Source organism: Agromyces sp. CF514, assembly GCF_900113185.1.
In the GTDB taxonomy this organism is placed as follows: Bacteria; Actinomycetota; Actinomycetes; order Actinomycetales; family Microbacteriaceae; genus Agromyces.
In genome coordinates, this window is record NZ_FOZD01000001.1 from 2,431,118 (window position 1) to 2,452,295 (window position 21,178).

General features: G+C 71.4%; 17 protein-coding genes. 8 read left to right on the forward strand and 9 right to left on the reverse strand.

The annotated features are described in order from the left end of the window. Nucleotides 1-14: 14 nt before the first annotated feature. Nucleotides 15-782: a Fe-S cluster assembly ATPase SufC gene (gene sufC, locus BM342_RS10845; protein WP_092965597.1), complete on the forward strand. Its 768-nt coding sequence runs from the start codon at nt 15-17 to the stop codon at nt 780-782. A gap of 20 nt (nt 783-802) precedes the next feature. Beyond that, nucleotides 803-1,132, forward strand: coding sequence for a metal-sulfur cluster assembly factor (locus BM342_RS10850; RefSeq protein ID WP_055857683.1), 330 nt, complete (start codon nt 803-805; stop codon nt 1,130-1,132). A gap of 94 nt (nt 1,133-1,226) precedes the next feature. Here the strand turns inward: BM342_RS10850 and BM342_RS10855 are convergent, their stop codons facing one another. Then, nucleotides 1,227-3,281: a M3 family metallopeptidase gene (locus tag BM342_RS10855; protein WP_092965599.1), complete on the reverse strand. Its 2,055-nt coding sequence runs from the start codon at nt 3,279-3,281 to the stop codon at nt 1,227-1,229. 30 nt (nt 3,282-3,311) lie between these two features. Here BM342_RS10855 and BM342_RS10860 point away from each other — a divergent pair, with 30 nt between their 5' ends. Continuing rightward, complete coding sequence (locus BM342_RS10860) at nt 3,312-4,142, forward strand: methyltransferase domain-containing protein (RefSeq protein WP_092965601.1); 831 nt, start codon at nt 3,312-3,314, stop codon at nt 4,140-4,142. A 68-nt stretch (nt 4,143-4,210) separates the two neighbouring features. Here the strand turns inward: BM342_RS10860 and BM342_RS10865 are convergent, their stop codons facing one another. From BM342_RS10865 to BM342_RS10895, 7 genes are all read right to left on the reverse strand, one after another. Beyond that, a complete protein-coding gene (locus BM342_RS10865) occupies nt 4,211-4,441 on the reverse strand; it encodes a hypothetical protein (protein ID WP_092965602.1) in 231 nt (76 codons plus the stop codon). Next, on the reverse strand, nt 4,441-4,887 hold the full coding sequence (locus BM342_RS10870) for a GNAT family N-acetyltransferase (RefSeq protein ID WP_092965604.1): 447 nt from the start codon (nt 4,885-4,887) through the stop codon (nt 4,441-4,443). Before BM342_RS10870 ends, BM342_RS10865 begins: the two co-directional genes overlap by 1 nt. Nucleotides 4,888-4,895: 8 nt before the next feature. Continuing rightward, entirely contained in the window at nt 4,896-7,478 is a 2,583-nt protein-coding gene (gene valS / locus BM342_RS10875; protein WP_092965606.1) for a valine--tRNA ligase, read from the reverse strand. A 67-nt stretch (nt 7,479-7,545) separates the two neighbouring features. Next, nucleotides 7,546-9,363, reverse strand: coding sequence for a dipeptide ABC transporter ATP-binding protein (locus tag BM342_RS10880; protein WP_092965608.1), 1,818 nt, complete (start codon nt 9,361-9,363; stop codon nt 7,546-7,548). After that, on the reverse strand, nt 9,360-10,214 hold the full coding sequence (locus BM342_RS10885) for an ABC transporter permease (protein WP_092965610.1): 855 nt from the start codon (nt 10,212-10,214) through the stop codon (nt 9,360-9,362). The genes BM342_RS10880 and BM342_RS10885 overlap by 4 nt, the downstream gene beginning before the upstream one ends. Then, nucleotides 10,211-11,161, reverse strand: a complete 951-nt coding sequence (locus BM342_RS10890) for an ABC transporter permease (protein WP_092965612.1) — start codon at nt 11,159-11,161, stop codon at nt 10,211-10,213. Before BM342_RS10890 ends, BM342_RS10885 begins: the two co-directional genes overlap by 4 nt. A gap of 4 nt (nt 11,162-11,165) precedes the next feature. Then, a complete protein-coding gene (locus BM342_RS10895; protein ID WP_092965614.1) occupies nt 11,166-12,818 on the reverse strand; it encodes an ABC transporter substrate-binding protein in 1,653 nt (550 codons plus the stop codon). A 77-nt stretch (nt 12,819-12,895) separates the two neighbouring features. On the opposite strand from BM342_RS10895, the gene BM342_RS19895 reads away from it, so the two are divergent. Next, entirely contained in the window at nt 12,896-13,570 is a 675-nt protein-coding gene (locus BM342_RS19895; protein WP_092965616.1) for a TetR/AcrR family transcriptional regulator, read from the forward strand. Nucleotides 13,571-13,596: 26 nt separating this feature from the next. Here BM342_RS19895 and BM342_RS10905 read toward each other — a convergent pair whose 3' ends face one another. Next, on the reverse strand, nt 13,597-15,081 hold the full coding sequence (locus BM342_RS10905; RefSeq protein ID WP_092965618.1) for a GH1 family beta-glucosidase: 1,485 nt from the start codon (nt 15,079-15,081) through the stop codon (nt 13,597-13,599). 337 nt (nt 15,082-15,418) lie between these two features. Between BM342_RS10905 and ileS the strand changes: the two genes are divergently transcribed. From ileS to ndk, 4 genes are read left to right on the forward strand one after another with little or no spacing between them, the layout of a single operon-like run. After that, nucleotides 15,419-18,727, forward strand: coding sequence for an isoleucine--tRNA ligase (ileS, locus tag BM342_RS10910; RefSeq protein WP_255368680.1), 3,309 nt, complete (start codon nt 15,419-15,421; stop codon nt 18,725-18,727). After that, nucleotides 18,724-20,235 (forward strand): bifunctional folylpolyglutamate synthase/dihydrofolate synthase, encoded by a 1,512-nt coding sequence (locus BM342_RS10915; protein ID WP_092965622.1) that lies wholly within the window; start codon nt 18,724-18,726, stop codon nt 20,233-20,235. Before ileS ends, BM342_RS10915 begins: the two co-directional genes overlap by 4 nt. Then, on the forward strand, nt 20,232-20,723 hold the full coding sequence (locus tag BM342_RS10920; RefSeq protein WP_092965624.1) for a DUF4233 domain-containing protein: 492 nt from the start codon (nt 20,232-20,234) through the stop codon (nt 20,721-20,723). The genes BM342_RS10915 and BM342_RS10920 overlap by 4 nt, the downstream gene beginning before the upstream one ends. Then, nucleotides 20,720-21,142, forward strand: a complete 423-nt coding sequence (gene ndk / locus BM342_RS10925) for a nucleoside-diphosphate kinase (protein ID WP_092965626.1) — start codon at nt 20,720-20,722, stop codon at nt 21,140-21,142. The genes BM342_RS10920 and ndk overlap by 4 nt, the downstream gene beginning before the upstream one ends. The last annotated feature ends 36 nt before the right edge of the window (nt 21,143-21,178 follow it).

The following is a 21,178-nucleotide window of genomic DNA, read 5'->3' on the forward strand; positions in this document are numbered from 1 at the left end:
GAATCCCCATCACCATGTCCGTGCTCGAGATCAAGAACCTGCACGTCAACGTCGAGACCGACCAGGGCACCCGCGAGATCCTCCGCGGCGTCGACCTGGTCATCAACGAGGGCGAGATCCACGCCATCATGGGCCCCAACGGCTCCGGCAAGTCGACCCTCGCGTACACGATCGCCGGTCACCCCAAGTACACCGTCGTCGGCGGCGAGATCCTCCTCGACGGCGAGAACGTGCTCGAGATGACCGTCGACGAGCGTGCGCGCGTCGGCCTGTTCCTCGCCATGCAGTACCCCGTCGAGATCCCCGGCGTCACCGTGACGAACTTCCTCCGCACCGCGAAGACCGCGATCGACGGCGAGGCCCCCTCGGTCCGCACGTGGGTCAAGGACGTGCGCGAGTCGATGAAGAACCTCAAGATGGACAGCGCGTTCGCCGAGCGCAACGTCAACGAGGGCTTCTCGGGCGGCGAGAAGAAGCGCAACGAGATCCTCCAGCTCGAGCTGCTCAAGCCGAAGTTCGCCGTGCTCGACGAGACCGACTCCGGCCTCGACGTCGACGCGCTGAAGATCGTCTCCGAGGGCGTCAACCGCGCGAAGGCCAGCACCGGGCTCGGCATCCTGCTGATCACGCACTACACGCGCATCCTCCGCTACATCAAGCCCGACTTCGTGCACGTGTTCGTCGCCGGCCGCATCGCGGAGCAGGGCGGCCCCGAGCTCGCCGACCGCCTCGAAGAGGAAGGCTACGACCGCTACCAGGTCGCCGAGTCGGCGGCCGAGTAAGCGCGAGTAGACTCCCGTTCATGGCCACCTCACTCGCACCTGAGCGATACGACGAGGTCGAAGAGGCGCTGAAAGACGTCGTCGACCCCGAACTCGGCGTCAACGTCGTCGACCTCGGGCTCATCTACGACCTCGGCTGGGATGACGAGAACAACGCGCTCATCATCCACATGACGCTCACGAGCGCCGGCTGCCCGCTGACCGACGTGCTCGAGGAGCAGACCGCCGAAGCGCTCGACGGGGTCGTCGAGGCGTTCCGCATCAACTGGGTGTGGATGCCGCCGTGGGGCCCCGAGCGCATCACCGACGACGGGCGCGACATGATGCGCGCGCTCGGCTTCGCCATCTGAGGCGCATCGATTCGAATCGCGGATGCCGCGTGCAGCTCGGCTGCACGCGGCATCCGTCGTTCCGGGGCCGCCCTCGGGCGCCGGGCGCTCCAGCTCAGGCCAGGCCGCGCCGTGCGAGCAGCGGCTCGATCGACGCCTCCCGCCCGAGCAGCGCCCGGATCGAGTCCCGCGGATCGCGCGAGCCGCCTGGCGCGAGGATCTCGCTGCGGAACCGGTCGCCGTTCGCGCGCGTGGCGCCGCCCTGCTCCTCGAACCACGCCATGATGTCGGCGCCGGGCACCTCGCTCCAGATGTACGAGTAGTAGCCGGCGTCGTAGCCTCCGGCGAACACGTGGGCGAAGTACGTGCTCGCGTAGCGCGGCGGCACGAGCGGGTGTGCGAGTCCTGCGGCCTCGAGGGCCGCCTCCTCGAAGGCGGCGACGGCCTCGAGATCGCCCGGATCGGGGGCGGCTCCGGCCGTGACGCGATGCCAGGCCTGGTCGAGCACCGCCGCAGCGAGGTACTCGGCGGTCGAGAAGCCGGACTCGATGCCGGCCGTGGACCGCAGCCGATCGAGCATCTGCTGCGGCATCCGTTCGCCCGTCTCGTGATGCACGGCGAAGTTCGCGAGGATCTCGGGTCGGATGAGCCAGAGTTCGTTCACCTGGCTCGGCAGTTCGACGAAGTCGCGGAAGACCCTGGTGCCGGCCTGCGACGGGTAGCGCACTCGCGCGAGCAGGCCGTGCAGGGCGTGCCCGAACTCGTGGAAGAGCGTGCCCGCCTCGTCGAAGGTGAGCAGGGTCGGCTCGTCGGCCGCGGGCTTCGGGATGTTGAGGTTGTTGACGACGACGGGCAGGTCGCCGGTGAGGTCGGACTGCTCGACGAGGGAACTCATCCACGCGCCGCCGCGCTTCGAGTCGCGCGTGTACAGGTCGAGCAGGTACAGCCCGACCGGCTCGCCGTCGTGCTCGAACACCTCGTAGACGCGCGTGTCGGGGTGGAAGCCGATGAGGTCGGGCCGCGCCGTGAACGTGAGCCCGTAGAGCAGGTGCGCCGCGTGGAACACGCCGTCGACGAGCACGCGCTCGAACTCGAGGTGGCGGCGCACCTCGGCGGGGTCCAATGCGTCTTCGGCGGCCGCGACCCGCTCCGCCCGGAACGCCCAGTCGGAGGCCGCGAGCCCGCGCGCGCCCGCGGCGGACGCCTGGGAGGCGAGCTGCCGCCGCTCGCGCTCGACGTTGCGCATGGCCGGACCGGTGAGTTCGGACAGCAGCGCGGCGACCGCCTCCGGAGTGCCCGCGGTCTGCCCGGCGGTCACCGCAGCGGCGTGGGAGTCGAACCCGAGCAGTGCGGCGCGTTCGGCCCGCAGGCTCACGATCTCGAGGAGCACGGCGCGGGTGTCGTGCGCCCCGCCGCGGATCCCGCGCGCACGGGACGCGGCGAGCAGGGCGTCGCGCGTCGTCGGGTCCTCGAGCGAGGCGAGGGCCGGCTGCCCCGTCGGCAGCACCAGCGTGAGCAGCCATCCGTCGAGGTCCCGCGACGCTGCGGCCTCACGGGCCGCGGAGCGCGCGCCCGCGTCGAGTCCGGTGACGGCCGCGGCATCCGTCAACCGGAGGGCGAGGTCGTTCGTGTCGGCGAGCAGGTGCTGCTGGAATGCGGTGGTCAGCACGGAGAGCCGCTCGTTGATCGCGGCGAGCCGGGCTCGGCTGGCATGGTCGAGTGCAGCGCCCGCGAGCACGGCGTCGTGGTGGGTGCGCTCGACGAGGTATCGCTCGTCCGGCGCGAGATCGAGCTCATCGAGCCGGTCGAACAGCGACTGCACGCGTGCGAAGAGCCGTTGGTCGAGGCGGATGGTGTCGGAGTGGGCCGCGAGCAGCGGAGCGAACCGCGCGTCGAGGGCCTCGAGCTCGTCGTTCGTGTCGGCCGAGCTCGCATTCTCGAACACCGCCAGCACGCGATCCAACGCGAGTCCGGATCGTTCCAACGGCAGCATGGTGTTGGCGAACGTCGCGGCATCGGCATCGGCCACGATCGCGTCGACGGCCGCGCGCTGGGCGGACATGCCGGCCTCGATCGCCTCGGCGAAGTGCTCGGGGCGGATGAGGCCGAACAGCGGCAGCCGGTAGGGCAGGGGACTGGGTTCGAGGAGGGGGTTCGTCGCGTCGGCCATCCGCCGACCCTACCGGCATAGAGTCGGAACATGACCGCCACCACCCCGAAGGACCCGACCGCCCGCGACGCCTATACGCACGGTCACCACGAGAGCGTGCTGCGCTCGCACACCTGGCGAACCGTCGAGAACTCGGCCGCCTACCTGCTGCCGCACCTCCGCGAGGGACTCGCGGTGCTCGACGTGGGCAGCGGACCCGGCACGATCTCGCTCGACCTCGCGCGCCGTGTTCGCCCCGGACAGGTCATCGGGGTCGACGCCTCCGCTGAGATCGTCGCCCAGGCGTCAGGCCTGGCGGCGAGCTCGGGCGTCGAGAACGTCGAGTTCCGTGTGGGCGACGCGTACGCGCTCGAGTTCGACGACGCCTCGTTCGACGTGGTGCACGCGCACCAGGTGCTGCAGCACCTCGCGCACCCGATCGATGCACTGAAGGAATTCCGTCGGGTGCTTCGCCCCGGCGGCGTGCTCGCCGTGCGCGACGTCGACTACGGCGGCGTGCTCACCTCGCCCGCGAGCGATGCGCTCACGCGTTGGCTGGAGCTCTACCATGCGGTGCATGCATGGAACGGCGGCGAGCCCGATGCGGGGCGCCACCTCAAGTCCTGGGTGCGCGCCGCAGGGTTCACCGAGGTGACCGCGACGGGATCCGTCTGGGTCTTCGCATCCGACGCCGAGCGCGAATGGTGGGGCGAGTCGTGGGCGCTGCGTGCCACCGAGTCCGCGTTCGCCGCCCACGCGATCGAATCCGGGCATTCGGATGTCGGCGAGCTCCAGCGCATCTCGGCCGGATGGCGCGAATGGACGGCCGACTCCGACGGCTGGATGCTGATGCCGCACGCCGAGGTCATCGCTCGCGCGTGATCGACGAAACAGCCCGCGGCGCGATCTGGTCGCGCCGCGGGCTGGGTTCACGGCCTACTCGGCCTGGATCACCACTCGTCGTCGGAGTCGTCGGCCGACTGCGGCGGGACGACGCCGGCGAGGGTGACCCGGGTGCCGTCGTCGAGTTCGGCGATCGGCCGCCCCTCGAGCCAGGTCAGGGTCCAGTGGCCCGAGGCATCCGCTCGCTCCGCCTCGACTGCGGCGATGAGTTCGCGGAGGTCGCCGGGCACCGAAGCGGGCGGCTCGGCGCCGACCGTCCATCGTGTGCCGAGCTGCATCAGGCGTGCATCTCGTAGGTCACCCAGCTGGTGCGGGTGGCGACCTCGTCGTAGATGCGCTGCGCCGGCTCGTTGTCGGCGGCGGTGATCCACGAGACCCCGCCGGTGCCGACCTCTGCCGCACGCGCGTGCACGAACTCGATGAGCGCGCGGCCGAGGCCGGAGCCGCGTGCCTCCTCGTCGACGTACAGGTCGTCGAGGTACATGCCCTTCGTCGCCGAGAGGCTGTCGGGAACGACCCGGAAGTGCGCGAGCCCGACCGGCTTGCCGTCTTCGTCGACGGCGAGGGCGGCGTGCAGCGGGTCGTGCTCGTCGCTGATCCAGTTCCAGACGATGAGCGCCTTCGCGTCGTCGAGCTCGGTCTCGTAGAACCGGCAGTACGCCTCGAACAGCGGCAGCCAGCCGAAGAAGTCCTCTTCGGCGGCGAGTCGGATCTCGTGTGTCATGTGGCCCCCTATGCCTCCGGCGTTTCGAGTTCGATGTCTCGGACCTCGAACTCGTCGGCTTCGACGAACTCGAGCGTTGCAATGCGCCCCACCGCACGCAGGTCCGATGCCACGGCCGTGAGCAGAGCCACGGTCGCGGCGGGTGCGGCGATCACCGCACGGGTCACGGGCGTCTTCTGCGACGCCTTCGCGGCGGTCTTCGCACGACGGATGCCGGTCAGCGCGAGGCTCGAGATGACGAGCAGCTCGGTGCCGGCCTCGCCGCGTGCGGCGAGCTCATCGGCACCGGGCCACGACGCGTGGTGCACCGAGCCCTCGTTCGACCAGCTCCAGACCTCTTCGGTCGCGAACGGGATCACGGGCGCGAACAGGCGCAGCAGCACCGCGAGCGCGGTCTTGAGCGCCGCCACCGCCGAAGCCTGCTCGGCGCTGGCCTCGCCGTAGGCGCGCTCCTTGACGAGCTCGAGGTAGTCGTCGCAGAACGTCCAGAAGAAGGTCTCGGAGAGTTCGAGCGCACGCGCGTGGTCGTAGGCCTCGAGCGACTTCGTCGCCTTGGCCACGACCTCGGCGAGCTCGGCGAGCATGCTGCGGTCGACGGGCTCGGTCACGGGTGCATCCGCTGCGCCCTCGAAGCCGAGGATGAACTTCGCGGCGTTCAGCACCTTGATGGCGAGACGACGGCCGATCTTGACCTGCGTCGGGTTCTGCGGGTCGAACGACGCGTCGGTGCCGAGGCGCGAGGACGCGGCCCAGTAGCGCACCGCGTCGGACCCGTGCTGCTCGAGCAGGCCGGCGGGGGTCACCACGTTGCCCTTCGACTTGGACATCTTCTTGCGGTCGGGGTCGACGATGAAGCCCGAGATCGCGGCGTTCGTCCACGGCGCCGTGCCGTGCTCGAGTTCGGCGCGCAGCGTCGAGCTGAAGAGCCACGTGCGGATGATGTCCTGGCCCTGGGGGCGCAGCGAGTACGGGTAGACGAGGTCGAAGAGCTCGGGGTCGCGCTCCCAGCCGCCCGCGAGCTGCGGGGTCAGCGACGAGGTCGCCCAGGTGTCCATGACGTCGTGCTCGCCGATGAAGCCGCCCGGTGCACCGCGCTGGGCCTCGTCGAACCCGGGCGCGGGCGCCGACGACGGGTCGACGGGCAGGAGCTCGCGGGTCGCGACGATCGGCTCGTCGAACTTCGGGTCGCCGGCCTCGTCGAGCGGGTACCACACGGGGATCGGCACGCCGAAGAAGCGCTGGCGCGAGACGAGCCAGTCGCCCGAGAGGCCGCCGACCCAGTTCTCGTAGCGCACGCGCATGAAGTCGGGGTGCCAGTCGATGCCGCGGCCGTGCTCGAGCAGGCGCTCCTTCAGGCCGGCATCGCGGGCGCCGTTGCTGATGTACCACTGTCGCGTGGAGACGATCTCGAGCGGGCGGTCGCCCTTCTCGAAGAACTTGACGGGGTGCGTGATGGCCTTGGGCTCGCCGAGCAGGTCGCCCGATGCGCGCAGCAGGTCGACGACGGCCTGCTTGGCCGAGAAGGTCGTCTTGCCGGCGATCTCGGCGAACGCGGCGCGGCCGGCCTCGCTCGTGATGGCCGCGGGCGCCTCGGCGATCACGCGACCGTCGAACCCGATGATCGCGCGGTTCGGCAGGTCGAGCTCGCGCCACCACACGACGTCGGTGACGTCGCCGAAGGTGCAGATCATGGCGATGCCGGTGCCCTTGTCCTTCTGGGCGAGGTGGTGCGCGAGCACGGGCACCTCGACGCCGAACACGGGGCTCGTCACGGTCGTGCCGAACAGCGGCTGGTAGCGCTCGTCGTCGGGGTGCGCGACGAGGGCCACGCAGGCGGCGATGAGCTCGGGGCGGCTCGTCTCGATCTCGATCGTTCCGCCGTCGGGGCGGTGGAACGACACCCGGTGGTAGTGACCGGGCTGCTCGCGGTCCTCGAGCTCGGCCTGCGCCACGGCCGTGCGGAACGTGACGTCCCACAGGGTCGGCGCGAGCGCCTGGTAGGCCTCGCCGCGCTCGACGTTGCGCACGAACGCGAGCTGAGACGTGAAGATCGCCTCGTCGGCGATGGTGCGATAGCTCTGCTTCCAGTCGACCGAGAGGCCGAGCGTGCGCCAGAGCGCCTCGAACTGCTTCTCGTCTTCGACGGTGAGCCGCTCGCACAGCTCGATGAAGTTGCGGCGGCTGATCGGCTTCTGGTCGGCGGCCTTGGTCGACTTGCCGTCGCCGCCCTCGAACGGCGGCACGAAGCCGGCCTCGTAGGGGAGCGTCGGGTCGCAGCGCACGCCGTAGTAGTTCTGCACGCGTCGCTCGGTGGGCAGGCCGTTGTCGTCCCAGCCCATCGGGTAGAAGACCTTCTTGCCGCGCATGCGCTGGAACCGCGCCATGACGTCGGTGTGCGTGTACGAGAACACGTGCCCGATGTGCAGCGAGCCGGATGCCGTGGGCGGGGGCGTGTCGATCGAGTAGATCGTCTCGCGGGTGGCCTCGGAACGGGGGAAGGTGTACACCCCGTCGCGCTCCCACGCGTCGGCCCAGACCGTCTCGAGCCCTTCGAGGGCGGGCTTGTCGGGAATGCGCGACGTGTCGGTCATGATGCTCCGGTTCGATATCTGCGGCACCGAGTCCGTGGTGAGGTGCCTGAATGTGCGACGCTCAAGCCTAGCGGAACGAGGCCGGGCCCCCGCCGCGCACGAGCCTCGGCGCGTCCCTGATGAGCGCCGCCGTGATCTCGTGCTCGGGTGCGGTGAAGACACGCTCGGTCTCGCCGTGCTCGACGATGCGCCCGTTCCGCATCACGGCGACCGTGTCGCTCATGTGCCGGATCACCCCGAGGTCGTGCGAGACGAACAGCAGCGCCAGGCCGTGCTCGCGCTGGAGTTCGTCGAGGAGGTCGAGCACGCGCGCCTGCACCGTCGCGTCGAGGGCCGACACGGGTTCGTCGCACACGAGCACCTCGGGCGATCCGGCCAGGGCGCGGGCGATCGCCACTCGCTGGCGCTGCCCTCCCGACAGCGCGAGCGGATGCCGCGCGGCGGCGTCCGCGGGAACGTGCACCTGGTCGAGCAGGGCCGTGATCGCGGCGTCCGTCGCCTCGTGCCGGGCGGCGGCCAGCGCATCGCCGAGGATGCGCCGCACGCTCCACCGTGGATCGAACGAGCCGAACGCGTCCTGGTAGACGGCGCCGATGCGCGATCGCCGCGACGTGCGGTCGCGCTCGGGCAGGGGCGCCCACGGCTCGCCCGCGAGCCGCACCTCGCCGGCGTCGGGTGCGGTGAGGCCGAGCGCGAGGCGGGCGAGCGTCGTCTTGCCGGAGCCCGACTCGCCGACGAGGCCGAGCGTGCGACCGGCCTCCACGCGGAACGAGACGTCCTGCACGGCGTGCGTGGTGCCCGCGCCTGCACGGAACGACTTCGAGAGGCCGATGCCTTCGAGGGCCGGCGCAGCCCCTCCCGCGGACCCGAGCGCGTCGTGCACGGCATCTGCGGTCGTCGGCTTCGCGGTCGTCGGCTCCGCGGTCGCCGTCGCCGTCGCATCCGTCTGCCCGTGCTCCCGGACGGCGCCTGGCGCTTCGGGGCGTTCCGTGACGACCAGTCGCCGCCCTCGCGGCACCTCGGTCGGCACGGCCGCGATGAGCGCACGCGTGATCGGATGCCGTGGCGCGCCGAGGATCTCGCCCGTCGGCCCCTGCTCGACCACGGTTCCCTGGTCGAGCACGATCACGCGGTCGGCGATGCGCGAGACGACGGCGAGGTCGTGGCTGATGAGCAGCACGCCCGTGCCGCGCGAGCGGGCCTCGTCGAGCAGGCCGAGCACGCGGGCCTGCACGCCGACGTCGAGCGCGGTGGTGGGCTCGTCGGCGATGAGCAGGGGCGGGTCGAGCGCGAGCGCCGAGGCGATGAGCGCGCGCTGGCGCATGCCGCCCGAGAGCTCGCCGGAGCGCCGGTCGACCGTGAGGGTCGGGTGCGGCATGCCCACGAGTTCGAGCAGCTCGATCGCGCGCGCACGGGCGGTGGCGTGCGACATCCGCCGATGGATGCGGAGCGGGTCGCCGATCTCGCGGCCGATGGTGCGCAGTGGGTCGAGCGAGACGAGGGCGTCCTGCAGCACGAGTCCGGCGCCTACGCCGCGGGTGCGCCGCCAGTCGCGCTCGGTCGCGCCGCGTCGATCGGCGCCGGCGACGACGAGGTGATCGGCCCGCACCAGGGACCCCGGCCCGGCGAGGCCGAGCAGTGCTCTGGCAGTGACGGACTTGCCCGACCCGGACTCGCCGACGATCGCGACGCACTGCCCGGGCTCGACGGTGAGGTCGACGGCTCGCACGACCTCCCGTCGTCCGCTGGCGCGGTCACCCGGGAACGACACGGTGAGCCCCCGCACGTCGAGCACCGACGGGGCCGCCGCGGGCACGCCGGGCTCGGGCACGCCGGGCTCGGGCGCGGCGGGCTCGGGCGCGGGGACGGGGACGCGGGGGGTCATCGGCGGGCTCCGTCGCGCGCGGCGAGCCCTCGGCCGAGCACCGTGGTCGTGATGGTCGTGAGCACGATCATGAGGCCCGGGAAGACCGTGAGCCACCATGCGGTCGTGATGTACGTGCGTCCGGCCGACAGCATGGCGCCCCATTCGGGCGCGGGCGGCTGCGCCCCGAGGCCGAGGTAGCTGAGCGCCGAGGCCCAGACGACGGCCTGTCCGATGCCGAGCGTCGCGAGCACGACGATCGGCGCGAGCGCGTTCGGCAGGATGTGCCGTGCGAGGATCCGCGTGCGGCCGTGGCCGAGCACGCGCGCGGCCTCGACGTAGCCCGACGAGCGGACGGTCACGAGCTCGCCGCGGATGATGCGTGCATAGCCGGGTGCGGTCGAGAGCCCGACGGCGATCGTCGCCGTGACCGGGCCCGGTCCCCAGAGCACGATGATCAGCAACGCGAGCAGGATGCCGGGGAAGGCGAAGAGCACCTCGTTCGCGCGCCCGACGACGAAGTCGAGCACGCGCCCGCCGAGCCCGGCGAGTGCGCCGAGCAGCAGGCCGAGCGCGAGTCCGATCGCGGTCGCGCTCACGCCGATCAGGAGCGAGGTGCCCGTGCCCTCGACGACGCGGCTGTAGACGTCGCGACCGGATTCGTCGGTGCCGAACCAGTGGGCGGCCGAGGGCGGTTCGAACGCCTCGCGCGGTGCGATGGCGAGCGGATCGGCGGTCTGCAGCAGGCCGGGGGCGATCGTCGCCACCGCCAGGAAGGCCACGAACGCCAGGGCGAGGACGGTCCCGGCGCGGGGCGGCCGCGGCAGCGCGCGCCCGGAGACCGCACGGTTGGAGAGCTCGAGGTCGCTCATGCGCGCTCCTCCACGACGATGCGGGGGTCGACGGCTCGCGAGACGACATCGGTGAGCACGGTCATGGCGACGTAGACGACCGCGACCACGAGCACGACGCCGATGACCACCGGCACGTCGCGCAGCTCGGTCGCGCGCAGGAGCGTGCGACCGAGGCCGGGCCTCGCGAAGATCGTCTCGACCACGACGGCTCCCGAGATGAGGTAGCCGACCGCCCAGCCCGAGAGGTTCACGGCCGGCAGCGCCGCGTGCCGCAGGGCGTGCCGCAGGCGGATGCCGGCCGCGGACTCGCCGCGCGCGAGCGCCGAGGTCGTGAAGGGCTGCTCCAGCGCCTCGAGCATCTGCTCGCGCATGAGCTGGGCGAGGAACCCGGCCAGGGGAACCGCAAGCGTCAGCACGGGCAGCACCAGCCCCGACGGCTGGTCGTTCGCGACGGGCGGCAACCAGCCGAGGGAGGTCGAGAACACGGCGATGAGCACGGTCGCGAGCCAGAAGTGGGGGAGGGCGGCCGCGGTGAGCTCGATGCCCGCCGCGATCGCCCGGCCGATGCGACCGGCCGACGTCGACCACAGCGCGAGCCCGATCGCGAGCACCCACGCGACGACGAGGGCCATCAACGCGAGCGTCAGCGTGCCGAGCAGCTGGCCGGCGATGAGGTCGGCGACGGGCGTCTTCAGTGCATAGGAGTCGCCGAGGTCACCCGCTGCGAGCCTGCCGAGCATGGCGAGGTACTGCACGACGAGCGGCTGGTCGAGGCCGTAGTCGGCGCGCACCTGGTCGAGCGCCTCCTGCGAGGCCTGCGATCCCGGGCCGCCGAGGATCGCCTGCGCGGGGTCGCCCGGCACGAGGTGCACGGCGAAGAAGGTCAGCGTCGCGACGGCCCAGAGCACGAACAGCGCTCCGGCGAGTCGCAGTGCGACCCGCCGGAGCGTTCGGCTTCGTGGCATCCGCTCAGTCTGCCAGCCAGGCGTCGGCGAACGTGGGCGTCGACACGGTCGGCATCGCACGCGCGCCCTCGAGCTTCGGCGAGTGCAGGAAGTGGTTCTGCTGGTCGTAGAGCGGCAGGGCGTAGAAGCCGCCGAGGATGATCTGCTGCGCCTGCTCGTACAGGTCGGCGCGTGCATCGGGGTCGGACTCGGACGCGGCCTCGGTCAGCAGCGCGTCGAGCTCGGGGTCGTCGAGCTGCGCGAGGTTCGCGAAGTAGCCGCTCGGCGCGGGCGTGATGCTGTCGGAGTGGTAGAGGATCCGCAGCACGTCGGGACCGACCTTCGTGTACGGGGCGCTCACGGCCTCGTACTCGTGGGCGAACAGGGCGCCGTACCAGCCCGAGAGGTCGAGCGGCTCGAGCTGCACGTCGAAGCCGGCCTCCTTCGCCGTCGCCTGGATCTGCTCGAAAAGCGACTGCTCGGCCGGGATCGACTGGTTCGTCGAGACGGGGAAGCGCACGGTCAGGGGCACGCCGTCCTTCGAGCGGATGCCGTCGGCGTCGCGCTCGGTCCAGCCGGCGTCGTCGAGCAGGGCGTTCGCCTGGTCGAGGTCGGTCGCGAAGAGCGAGTCGTCGGAGAAGGCGAGCGGCTCGACGCTCGAGAGCACGGAGTACGAGCGCTCGGCGGTGCCGAAGAACAGTGCGTCGATGCCGTCGTTCACGTCGGCCGCACGGATGAACGCCTCGCGCACGCGCACGTCGTCGAAGGGCGCCTGACCCGAGTTCAGCTCGATGCGGTTCGAGGCGCCGGGCCGCGGCGCGTCGATCTCGACGAGGGTGCCGGACTTCGCGGCCTGGTCGAGGGTGTCGGGCTGGGCGTTGTCGATGATGTCGACCTCACCGGCCTGCAGTGCGGCGTACCGCGAGGCGGAGTCGGGGATGAACCTCCACTCGATGCCGTCGAGGTAGGCGGCGCCCTCGTGTGCGCGATCGGCGGGGCCCGTGACGTAGTCGTCGTTGCGCACGAGCGACACGTGGTCTTGGGGAATCCACTCGTCGACGATGAAGGGGCCGGTGCCGATGGGCGCTGCGCAGTTCTCCTCCATGCCCCTGGCGATGCCGGCGGGCGACTCGATCGCGTTCCACGGCTGCGTGAGCGACTCGAGCAGCGCGCTATCGGGGGCGCTGAGGTGGAACCGTGCGACGGTGTCGCTCACGACCTCGACCGACTCGACCTTGCCGAGCGCGAGGTAGCCGGTCGACGACTGCGTCGCCGGGTCCTTCAGGTGCTCGACGTTGACCTTGACCGCTTCGGCGTCGAACGGGGTGCCGTCGGTGAACGACACGTCGTCGCGGAGCGTGAAGTCCCACGTGAGCCCGTCGTCGCTCGCCGTCCACTCGGTCGCGAGCCACGGGATCACCTCGCCCGACTCGTCGAGCGAGACGAGCGATTCGAGGAACTGCCCTGCGATGAGCGCCTGCGGGTAGTTGCCGCCCACGTGCGGGTCGAGGCAGCTGGGCTCGGCATCGCCGGACGCGTAGACGAGCGTGCCGCCGGTCACCGGATCGCCGGAGGCCTCGGTTGCGTCGCCCGACGGCGTGCAGCCGGCGAGCACGAGCGCGCTCGCCACGGCCAGTGCGGCGAGGGTCAGGGGGCGGATGCTTGGGCGCGACGTCATGCGGGCGCGACTCCTCTGGTGGGGCGACGATGGGGGAGTGGACGGAGGAGTTTCGGTACTCGGTCCATAATGAGTCTATGACGGATTCCGAGCCCTTCGGCACGCGCCCCGGAATCGCCGCGAACGCGGAACCGGCCCCGCGCGCCCGCGGCGGCCGCCCTCGCGCCTCCTCGCGCCGCACGCTCGAGGACGCCGCGAGCGAGCTGTTCCTCGAGCAGGGGTACGCGCGCACGACCATCGACCAGATCGCGCAGCGCGCGGGCGTCGGGCGCAACACCTTCTTCAACTACTTCGCCGCGAAGTCCGACCTGCTCTGGCTCGACGCCGACGAGACCATCGCGGCGCTGCCCGGCATCCTCGAGCGGGCACCCGAAGACGTGCACCCATCGGATGCCCTCGAGCACGCCCTCACGGCGCTCGCCGCGAGGCATCCGCATGGCGCCGTGCCCATCGCCCTCAGCCAGCGCGAGCCCATGGCCACCTACGACGAGTTCCTCTCGGCCGGCCTCGGCCGGTACCTCGCGGTCGGGCACGCGCTGGCCGCGTTCCTGACCGAGCGGGTCGACGACCGCGTCGACCCGACGATCGTGCGCGCGGCCGCGAACGCGGCGACGGCCGCTGCGGCTACCGCCGCCGGCGGGTGGGCACTGAAGGGCGTCGAGCGCGGAGACCTCGCGGCCGAGGTCGCGCGGGCAGCAGGCCCCGTGTGCCGCGGCTTCGCGACCCTGCTCGACCCCGCACCCGCTGACTGAGTCCGGGCGCCCTCCCGGCGGCCAGGTCAGTCGGGCGAGACCGCGTTCGCCGCGATGACGTCCGAGAAGAACCCGGCGCTGGCCTTCGGCAGGCGCTCCTGCGTGACGAAGTCGACCGCGACGATGCCCCAGCGCTGCGCGTAGCCCTCGGCCCACTCGAAGTTGTCGAGCAGCGACCAGACGAAATGCCCGATGAGGGGCACGCCGTCTCCGATCGCGCGGGCCGCCTGCTGGAAGTGCGTGCGCAGGTAGTCGATGCGGTACGGATCGTCGACGGTGACGGCCGGCAGCGGGTCGGGCATGCCGTTCTCGGTGATGAGGATCGGGATCTGCGGGTAGTCGTCGCGCAGGCGCGTGAGCAGGTCGTAGAGCCCGTCGGCGCGGATCTGCTGCCAGCTCGCGGCCGAGGTCGGCTCGATCGTCACGGTGTTGCCGTTCGCGTCCACGCCGGTGACTCCGTAGTACTGGATCGCGAGCAGGTCGCACGGCTCCGAGATCACGTCGAGGTCGCCCGTCAGTTGCAGCGCCTCGAAGGCCGTCGCATCGGCCGGCAGCGAGCCCGGGTACGGGCCGATCGCGTCGGTCGGGTACGCGCCGAGCAGCACCGGATCGAGGAACAGGCGGTTCTCGCTCGCGTCGACGCGCTCGGCGCCGCCGGTGGCATCCGGATCCGTCGGGTACGCGGGCAGCAGGTTCAACGCGATGCCGATGCGACCCTTCGCGCCCGAGGCTCGGAAGGCCTGCACCGCGAGCCCGTGCGCGAGGAGCTGGTGGTGCACGGCTGCGGCCGCGGCATCCGGATCGGTCAGCCCGGGGGCGTGCACGCCGTACCAGTGCCCCACGAAGGCGTGCGTCTTGGGCTCGTTGATCGTGAACCAGTCGGCCTCGACGTCGCCGAGGGCGTCGAACAGCACGCGCGCGTACTCGGCGAACCGCGCCGTCGTGTCGCGGTTCGTCCAGCCGCCGGCATCCTGCAGCGCCTGCGGCAGGTCCCAGTGGAAGAGCGTGATCGCCGGACGGATGCCGCGGGCGACGAGCGCGTCGACCACCGCCCGGTAGTGGTCGACGCCCGCCTGGTTCACCGTTCCGGACCCGGTCGGCAGGATCCGCGACCACGAGACCGAGAAGCGGTAGGCGCCGACCCCGAGGTCGGCCATGAGGTCGGCGTCGGCCTCGTAGCGGTGGTACTGGTCGGCCGCCGGCTCGCCCGTGGCCCCGCCCTTGATGTTGGCCGTCGTCGCGGTGAAGGTGTCCCAGACCGACGGCCCGCGCCCGTCGAGCGTCGTCGCACCCTCGACCTGGTACGCGCTCGTGGCCGTGCCCCAGACGTAGTCGGACGGGAACGTCATGGGCTCGGCGGGCGGCGTCCACGGCGTCGGGGTCGGCGTCGCACCCGTCGGCGAGGGCGACGCGGTGCAGGCGGCGAGGGCCGCGGCGACCGCCGATCCGCTCAGCGCGAGGAATCCGCGGCGTGCGATGGTCGTGGCCGGGCGTGCGGGGGAGTCGGTCATCGGGGCTCCGGAGTTCGTCGTCGAAGTCGAGCAGCGTGGGTCGGTGCGGCGGGCGGATGCGTGAGAGCGCTCTCACCACCAACCCGGAGCCTATCGCGGCGTCGCGACGCGTACAATCGTGTGACAGACATCGATCCGGCCATCACCGGGGAGTCTTCGGAAGAACGCGAACGGATGCCACGGCCGCCGCTCGTCAGTAGAGCCGAACGGGTCGGCCCGTCACAGCCGTCAGAGAGGTCGTGCGGCGCAGGTCGCGCGACAAGCGAGGTGGTACCGCGGCGGTGGCTCGACGAGCAGCCGGCGTCCTCGTGAAGCATCCGTCATCCAAGGAGCCCGCGTGTACCCGCGTACCCCCGACGAGTCCGGCGTCGCCGCGTCGCCCGACTTCCCCGCAGGCGAGCGCGACGTGCTCGCGTACTGGAACGCCGACGGCACCTTCCAGGCGTCGATCGACCAGCGCGAGGGCTCGCCCGAGTGGGTCTTCTACGACGGCCCGCCGTTCGCGAACGGCCTGCCCCACTACGGCCACCTCCTCACGGGCTACGCCAAAGACGTGTTCCCGCGCTTCCAGACCATGCGCGGCAAGCAGGTGCACCGCCGTTTCGGCTGGGACACGCACGGCCTGCCCGCCGAGCTCGAGGCCGAGCGCCAGCTCGGCATCACCGACAAGGCGCAGATCGAGGAGATGGGCATCGCCGCCTTCAACGAGGCCGCGCGCTCGTCGGTGCTCCGCTACACGAAGGAGTGGCAGGAGTACGTCACCCGCTCGGCGCGCTGGGTCGACTTCGACAACGACTACAAGACCCTCGACACGACCTACATGGAGTCCGTGATCTGGGCGTTCAAGCAGCTGCACGAGAAGGGGCTCGCCTACGAGGGCCACCGCGTGCTGCCGTACTGCTGGCGCGACCAGACGCCGCTGTCGAACCACGAGCTGCGCATGGACGACGACGTCTACAAGATGCGGCAAGACCAGACGGTCACCGTGACGTTCCCGCTCACGGGCGCCAAGGCCGAGACGCTGGGGCTCACCGCCGTGCGCGCGCTCGCCTGGACGACCACGCCATGGACCCTCCCGACGAACTTCGCGCTCGCGGTCGGACCCGACATCGAGTACGCCGTGGTGCCTGCGGGACCCAACGGCACGCCCGACGCCACGGTGTTGCGCGAGAAGGCGGCGGGCGGGGCATCCGACACCGAGGTCCTGGGCGGCGAGTACCTCATCGCGACCGACCTGGTCGGCGGCTACGCGAAGGACCTGGGCTACGACTCGGTCGACGACGCGCGTGCCGCGATCTCGCGCACCGTGCGCGGCGCAGAGCTCGAGGGCGTCACGTACGACCGCCTGTTCGACTACTACGCCGACGTCGAGGCGTACGGCCTCGAGAACGCATGGCAGATCCTCGTCGCCGACTACGTCACCACCGAAGACGGCACCGGCATCGTGCACCAGGCACCCGCCTACGGCGAAGAGGACCAGAAGGTCGGCGAAGCCGCCGGCATCCCGGTGATCCTCTCGCTCGACGAGGGCGGCCGGTTCAAGCACGAGGTGACGGATGTCGCGGGCGAGCTGTGGAGCGACGCGAACAAGCCGCTCACGCAGCTGCTGAAGGCCGAGGGGCGCCTGCTCCGCCAGGCCAGCTACGAGCACTCGTACCCGCACTGCTGGCGCTGCCGCAACCCGCTGATCTACAAGGCGGTCTCGAGCTGGTTCATCCGCGTGCCCGAGTTCCGCGACCGCATGGGCGAGCTCAACCAGGAGATCGCGTGGGTCCCCGAGAACGTCAAGGACGGGCAGTTCGGCAAGTGGGTCGCCGGCGCCCGCGACTGGTCGGTCAGCCGCAACCGCTACTTCGGCTCGCCGATCCCCGTCTGGAAGAGCGACGACCCCGAGCACCCGCGCGTCGACGTCTACGGATCGCTCGAGGAGATCGAACGCGACTTCGGCCGCCTGCCGCGCAACGCCGCCGGCGAGCCCGACCTGCACCGGCCGTACATCGACGACCTCACCCGGCCGAACCCCGACGACCCCACCGGCCGCTCGACGATGCGCCGCATCCCCGACGTGCTCGACGTCTGGTTCGACTCGGGGTCGATGCCGTTCGCACAGGTGCACTACCCGTTCGAGAACCGCGAGTGGTTCGACACGCATCACCCGGCCGACTTCATCGTCGAGTACATCGGGCAGACCCGCGGCTGGTTCTACGTCATGCACGTGCTCTCGACCGCGCTGTTCGACCGCCCCGCGTACAAGAACGTCATCAGCCACGGCATCGTGCTCGGCAGCGACGGGCAGAAGATGTCGAAGTCGCTGCGCAACTACCCCGACGTGTCCGAGGTGTTCGACCGCGACGGCTCCGACGCGATGCGCTGGTTCCTCATGTCGAGCTCGGTGCTGCGCGGCGGCAACCTCATCGTCACCGAGGAGGGCATCCGCGAGGGCGTGCGCCAGGTCATGCTGCCGCTCTGGAGCACGTGGTACTTCTTCTCGCTCTACGCCAACACGGCGCGCGAGGGCGGCTACGAGGCATCTGCCCGCACCGACTCGACCGACGTGCTCGACCGGTACCTCTTCGCCAAGCTGCGCGACCTCGTCGAGGGCGTGACCACCGACCTCGAGAAGCTCGACTCCACCCTCGCGGCCGCAAAGCTGCGCGACTTCGCCGACGTGCTCACGAACTGGTACGTGCGCCGCTCGCGCGACCGGTTCTGGGCGGGCGTCGACGCCGAGGCGACCTCGAGCGAGGCGTTCGACACGCTCTCCACGGTGCTCGAGGCCTTCACGCGTCTCGCCGCGCCGCTGCTGCCGCTGACGGCCGAGCAGGTCTGGCGCGGGCTCACCGGCGGGCGCAGCGTGCACCTGACCGACTGGCCCGAGGCCTCCGACTACCCGGCCGACGACGCGCTCGTGGCCGCGATGGACGCGGTGCGCGAGATCAGCGGTTCGGTGCTCGCCCTGCGCAAGCAGGCGGCCCGGCGCGTGCGGCTTCCGCTCGCATCGCTCACGGTCGTGACGACGGATGCCGCGGCGCTGGCGCCGTTCGAGGCGATCCTGCGCGACGAGCTCAACGTCAAGGCCGTCGAACTCGTCGAGCTCGACGCCTCGAGCGCCGAGACGTACGGCGTGACCAAGCGACTCAGCGTCAACGCGCGTGCGGCAGGACCCCGTCTCGGCAAGACCGTGCAGCAGGCGATCCAGGCGGCCCGCTCGGGCGACTGGAACCTCGAAGGCGACACGGTCGTCGCGGGCGGCATTGCGCTCGAGCCCGGCGAGTACGACCTCGTGCTCGAGGCCGGGGGAGCGGGCGCCGGCTCGCGCGCACTCGCGCTGCTCGCCGACGGCGGCTTCGCGATCCTCGACACCGAGACCACGCCCGAGCTCGAGGCCGAGGGCATCGCGCGCGACCTGGTCCGCGCCGTGCAGGAGGCCCGCAAGGGCGCCGGGCTCGAGGTGGGCGACCGCATCGCGCTGACGCTTGCGCTCGACGCCGCATCGCTCGCAGCCGCGGCGACCCACCGCGAACTCATCACCCGGGAGACGCTCGCCGTGACGCTCGACCTCGTCGAGCTCGACGAGGCGGCGGCCTCCGGCATCCAGCCGCTCGCGGGCGGCACCAAGGCGACCATCGGAGTGGAGCAGGCATGACCGACGCACCCGACCAGACTCCCGATCCCGACGACGAGCCGTTCGACGCGCGCGAGGCGCTCGACGCGCTCGGCCTGTCCGACGACGGCGAACCCGCGGCAGCCGCAGGCGCCGAGGCGAACGGCATCGACGGGTCCGAGGCCGACGAGGCGTTCGACGCAGAGGCCCGCGATGCGGCCGACGCGGTCTACGCGCACCTGCTCGGGCGCGTCGGCGAGGGGTCCCCGCGCCCGCGCCTGGAGCCCACCCGGCGTGCCGTCGAGCTCCTCGGCGACCCGCACCGCTCGGCCCCGGTGATCCACCTCACGGGCACGAACGGCAAGACCTCGACGAGCCGCATGATCGAGAGCCTGCTGCGCGCCTCCGGCCTGCGCACCGGCCTGCTCACGAGCCCGCACCTCGAGCGATTCACCGAGCGCATTCGCATCGACGGCGAGTCGATCAGCGACGAGGCGCTCGCCCGCAACTGGGAGGAGATCGAGCCGTTCATCGCGATCGTCGACGCCGAGCTCGAGGGCGCCGGAGAGTCCCCGCTGACCTTCTTCGAGGCCTTCACGGTGCTGGCATTCGCCTGCTTCGCCGACGCGCCCGTCGACGTCATGGTGCTCGAGGTCGGTATGGGCGGCGAGTGGGACTCCACGAACGTCGCCGACGGCCAGGTCGCCGTGATCACGCCGATCGACCTCGACCACCAGAGCCGACTCGGCAAGGACGTCGTCGAGATCGCCCGCACGAAGTCGGGCATCATCAAGCCGTCGGCCTCGGTCGTCTCCGCGCAGCAGCGCGACGACGTGCTCCAGGTGCTCGAGTACGCGGCCGACCTCACCGAGTCGACGCTCGCCGTCGAGGGCGACGCGTTCTCGGTCATCTCGACCACGGTCGCCGTCGGCGGCCAGCTCGTCTCGATCCGGGGGCTCGCGGGGTCGTACCACGACCTCGCCCTGCCGCTGTTCGGCAGCCATCAGGCACAGAACGCCGCGGTCGCGGTCGCCTCGGTCGAGGCGTTCATCGGCAGCGGCAGCGTGCGCCTCGCCGACGAGGTCGTCGAGGTCGGCCTCGGCAGCGTGACGTCGCCCGGCCGGCTGCAGATCGTCGGATCCGGCCCGACCGTGATCGTCGACGCCGCGCACAACCCGCACGGCGCGAGGTCGCTCGTCGCCTCCCTCCGCGAATCGTTCGACTTCGACGAGGTCGCGATCGTGCTCGGCGTGCTCGGCGACAAGGACGCCGACGGCATCGTCGACGTGCTCGCGGGCCTCGACGCGCAGTTCATCGTGACGACTCCCGACTCGGACCGCGCGACCGACGCCGAGCGCCTCGCGGGCATCGTGGCGGCGAAGGTCGGCTCCGACCGCGTGACCGTCATCGACCGGCTCGACGACGCCCTCGACGAGGCCCGCGACTGGGCCACCGAGGGCGACAAGCGCGCGGTGGTCGTCACCGGATCCGTGCTGCTGGTCGGCGAGGCGATCGCGATCGCCTCCGACCGCGGCTGGGGAGCCCGATGAGCGGCCTGCCCGGCGACCCGACTCCCGACAACGAGGCGACCCCCAGCGACCGGGCGTCCGACGAGAGCACCGCTGCCGAGGCGCAGGCCGCCGCCGCGGCATCCGCCCCTCGCTCGGTGCGCGCGAGCCTCGCCTCGATCGTGCTCGGCTTCGAGCTGCTCGTGGTCTTCCTCGCCTCGCTCGTCATCTGGGGCCTCACGCCCGACGACGGCGGCGCGTTCGGACTGCCGCGCTGGTCGTCGCTCGTCGCGGGCGGCATCGTGATCGTGCTCATGATCGCCACCATCGGCCTGCTCAAGCACCGCTGGGCGTACGCGCTCGGCTGGGCCGTGCAGGCGCTCATCCTCCTCGCCGGGTTCCTGAACGCCGGGATGTTCTTCATCGGAGCACTCTTCGGCGGCATCTGGACCTACTGCATGATCGTCGGCGAACGCATCGACCGAGAGAAGTCGGCGGCCCTCGCCGACTACCGAAAGGAACACGAATGACCACCGCAATCGAAGAGACCCTCGTGCTCGTCAAGCCCGACGGCGTCGCTCGCAACCTCACCGGCGAGATCCTCCGCCGCATCGAGGCCAAGGGCTACTCGCTCGTCGACATCCGCCTCGTGCAGGCCGACCGCGAACTCCTCGCCGAGCACTACGCCGAGCACGAGGGCAAGCCGTTCTACGAGCCGCTCGTCGAGTTCATGGAGTCGGGCCCCGTCGTCGCGATCCGCGTCGCCGGCAACCGCGTGATCGAGGGATTCCGCTCGCTCGCCGGCACCACCGACCCGACGACGGCAGCCCCCGGCACGATCCGCGGCGACTTCGGCCGCGACTGGGGCCTCAAGGTGCAGCAGAACCTCGTGCACGGCTCCGACTCGGTCGAGTCCGCCGAGCGCGAGCTCGGCCTCTGGTTCGCCTGAGCCGCGGGCCGCACACCGGCCGAACGACGGATGCCG

Bases quoted from the DNA above. Each gene is read 5' to 3' on its own strand.
- sufC (WP_092965597.1), top strand. From the start codon at position 15: ATGTCCGTGCTCGAGATCAAGAACCTGCACGTCAACGTCGAGACCGAC.
- BM342_RS10850 (WP_055857683.1), top strand. From the start codon at position 803: ATGGCCACCTCACTCGCACCTGAGCGATACGACGAGGTCGAAGAGGCG.
- BM342_RS10855 (WP_092965599.1), bottom strand. From the start codon at position 3,281: ATGGCCGACGCGACGAACCCCCTCCTCGAACCCAGTCCCCTGCCCTAC.
- BM342_RS10860 (WP_092965601.1), top strand. From the start codon at position 3,312: ATGACCGCCACCACCCCGAAGGACCCGACCGCCCGCGACGCCTATACG.
- BM342_RS10865 (WP_092965602.1), bottom strand. From the start codon at position 4,441: ATGCAGCTCGGCACACGATGGACGGTCGGCGCCGAGCCGCCCGCTTCG.
- BM342_RS10870 (WP_092965604.1), bottom strand. From the start codon at position 4,887: ATGACACACGAGATCCGACTCGCCGCCGAAGAGGACTTCTTCGGCTGG.
- valS (WP_092965606.1), bottom strand. From the start codon at position 7,478: ATGACCGACACGTCGCGCATTCCCGACAAGCCCGCCCTCGAAGGGCTC.
- BM342_RS10880 (WP_092965608.1), bottom strand. From the start codon at position 9,363: ATGACCCCCCGCGTCCCCGTCCCCGCGCCCGAGCCCGCCGCGCCCGAG.
- BM342_RS10885 (WP_092965610.1), bottom strand. From the start codon at position 10,214: ATGAGCGACCTCGAGCTCTCCAACCGTGCGGTCTCCGGGCGCGCGCTG.
- BM342_RS10890 (WP_092965612.1), bottom strand. From the start codon at position 11,161: ATGCCACGAAGCCGAACGCTCCGGCGGGTCGCACTGCGACTCGCCGGA.
- BM342_RS10895 (WP_092965614.1), bottom strand. From the start codon at position 12,818: ATGACGTCGCGCCCAAGCATCCGCCCCCTGACCCTCGCCGCACTGGCC.
- BM342_RS19895 (WP_092965616.1), top strand. From the start codon at position 12,896: ATGACGGATTCCGAGCCCTTCGGCACGCGCCCCGGAATCGCCGCGAAC.
- BM342_RS10905 (WP_092965618.1), bottom strand. From the start codon at position 15,081: ATGACCGACTCCCCCGCACGCCCGGCCACGACCATCGCACGCCGCGGA.
- BM342_RS10915 (WP_092965622.1), top strand. From the start codon at position 18,724: ATGACCGACGCACCCGACCAGACTCCCGATCCCGACGACGAGCCGTTC.
- BM342_RS10920 (WP_092965624.1), top strand. From the start codon at position 20,232: ATGAGCGGCCTGCCCGGCGACCCGACTCCCGACAACGAGGCGACCCCC.
- ndk (WP_092965626.1), top strand. From the start codon at position 20,720: ATGACCACCGCAATCGAAGAGACCCTCGTGCTCGTCAAGCCCGACGGC.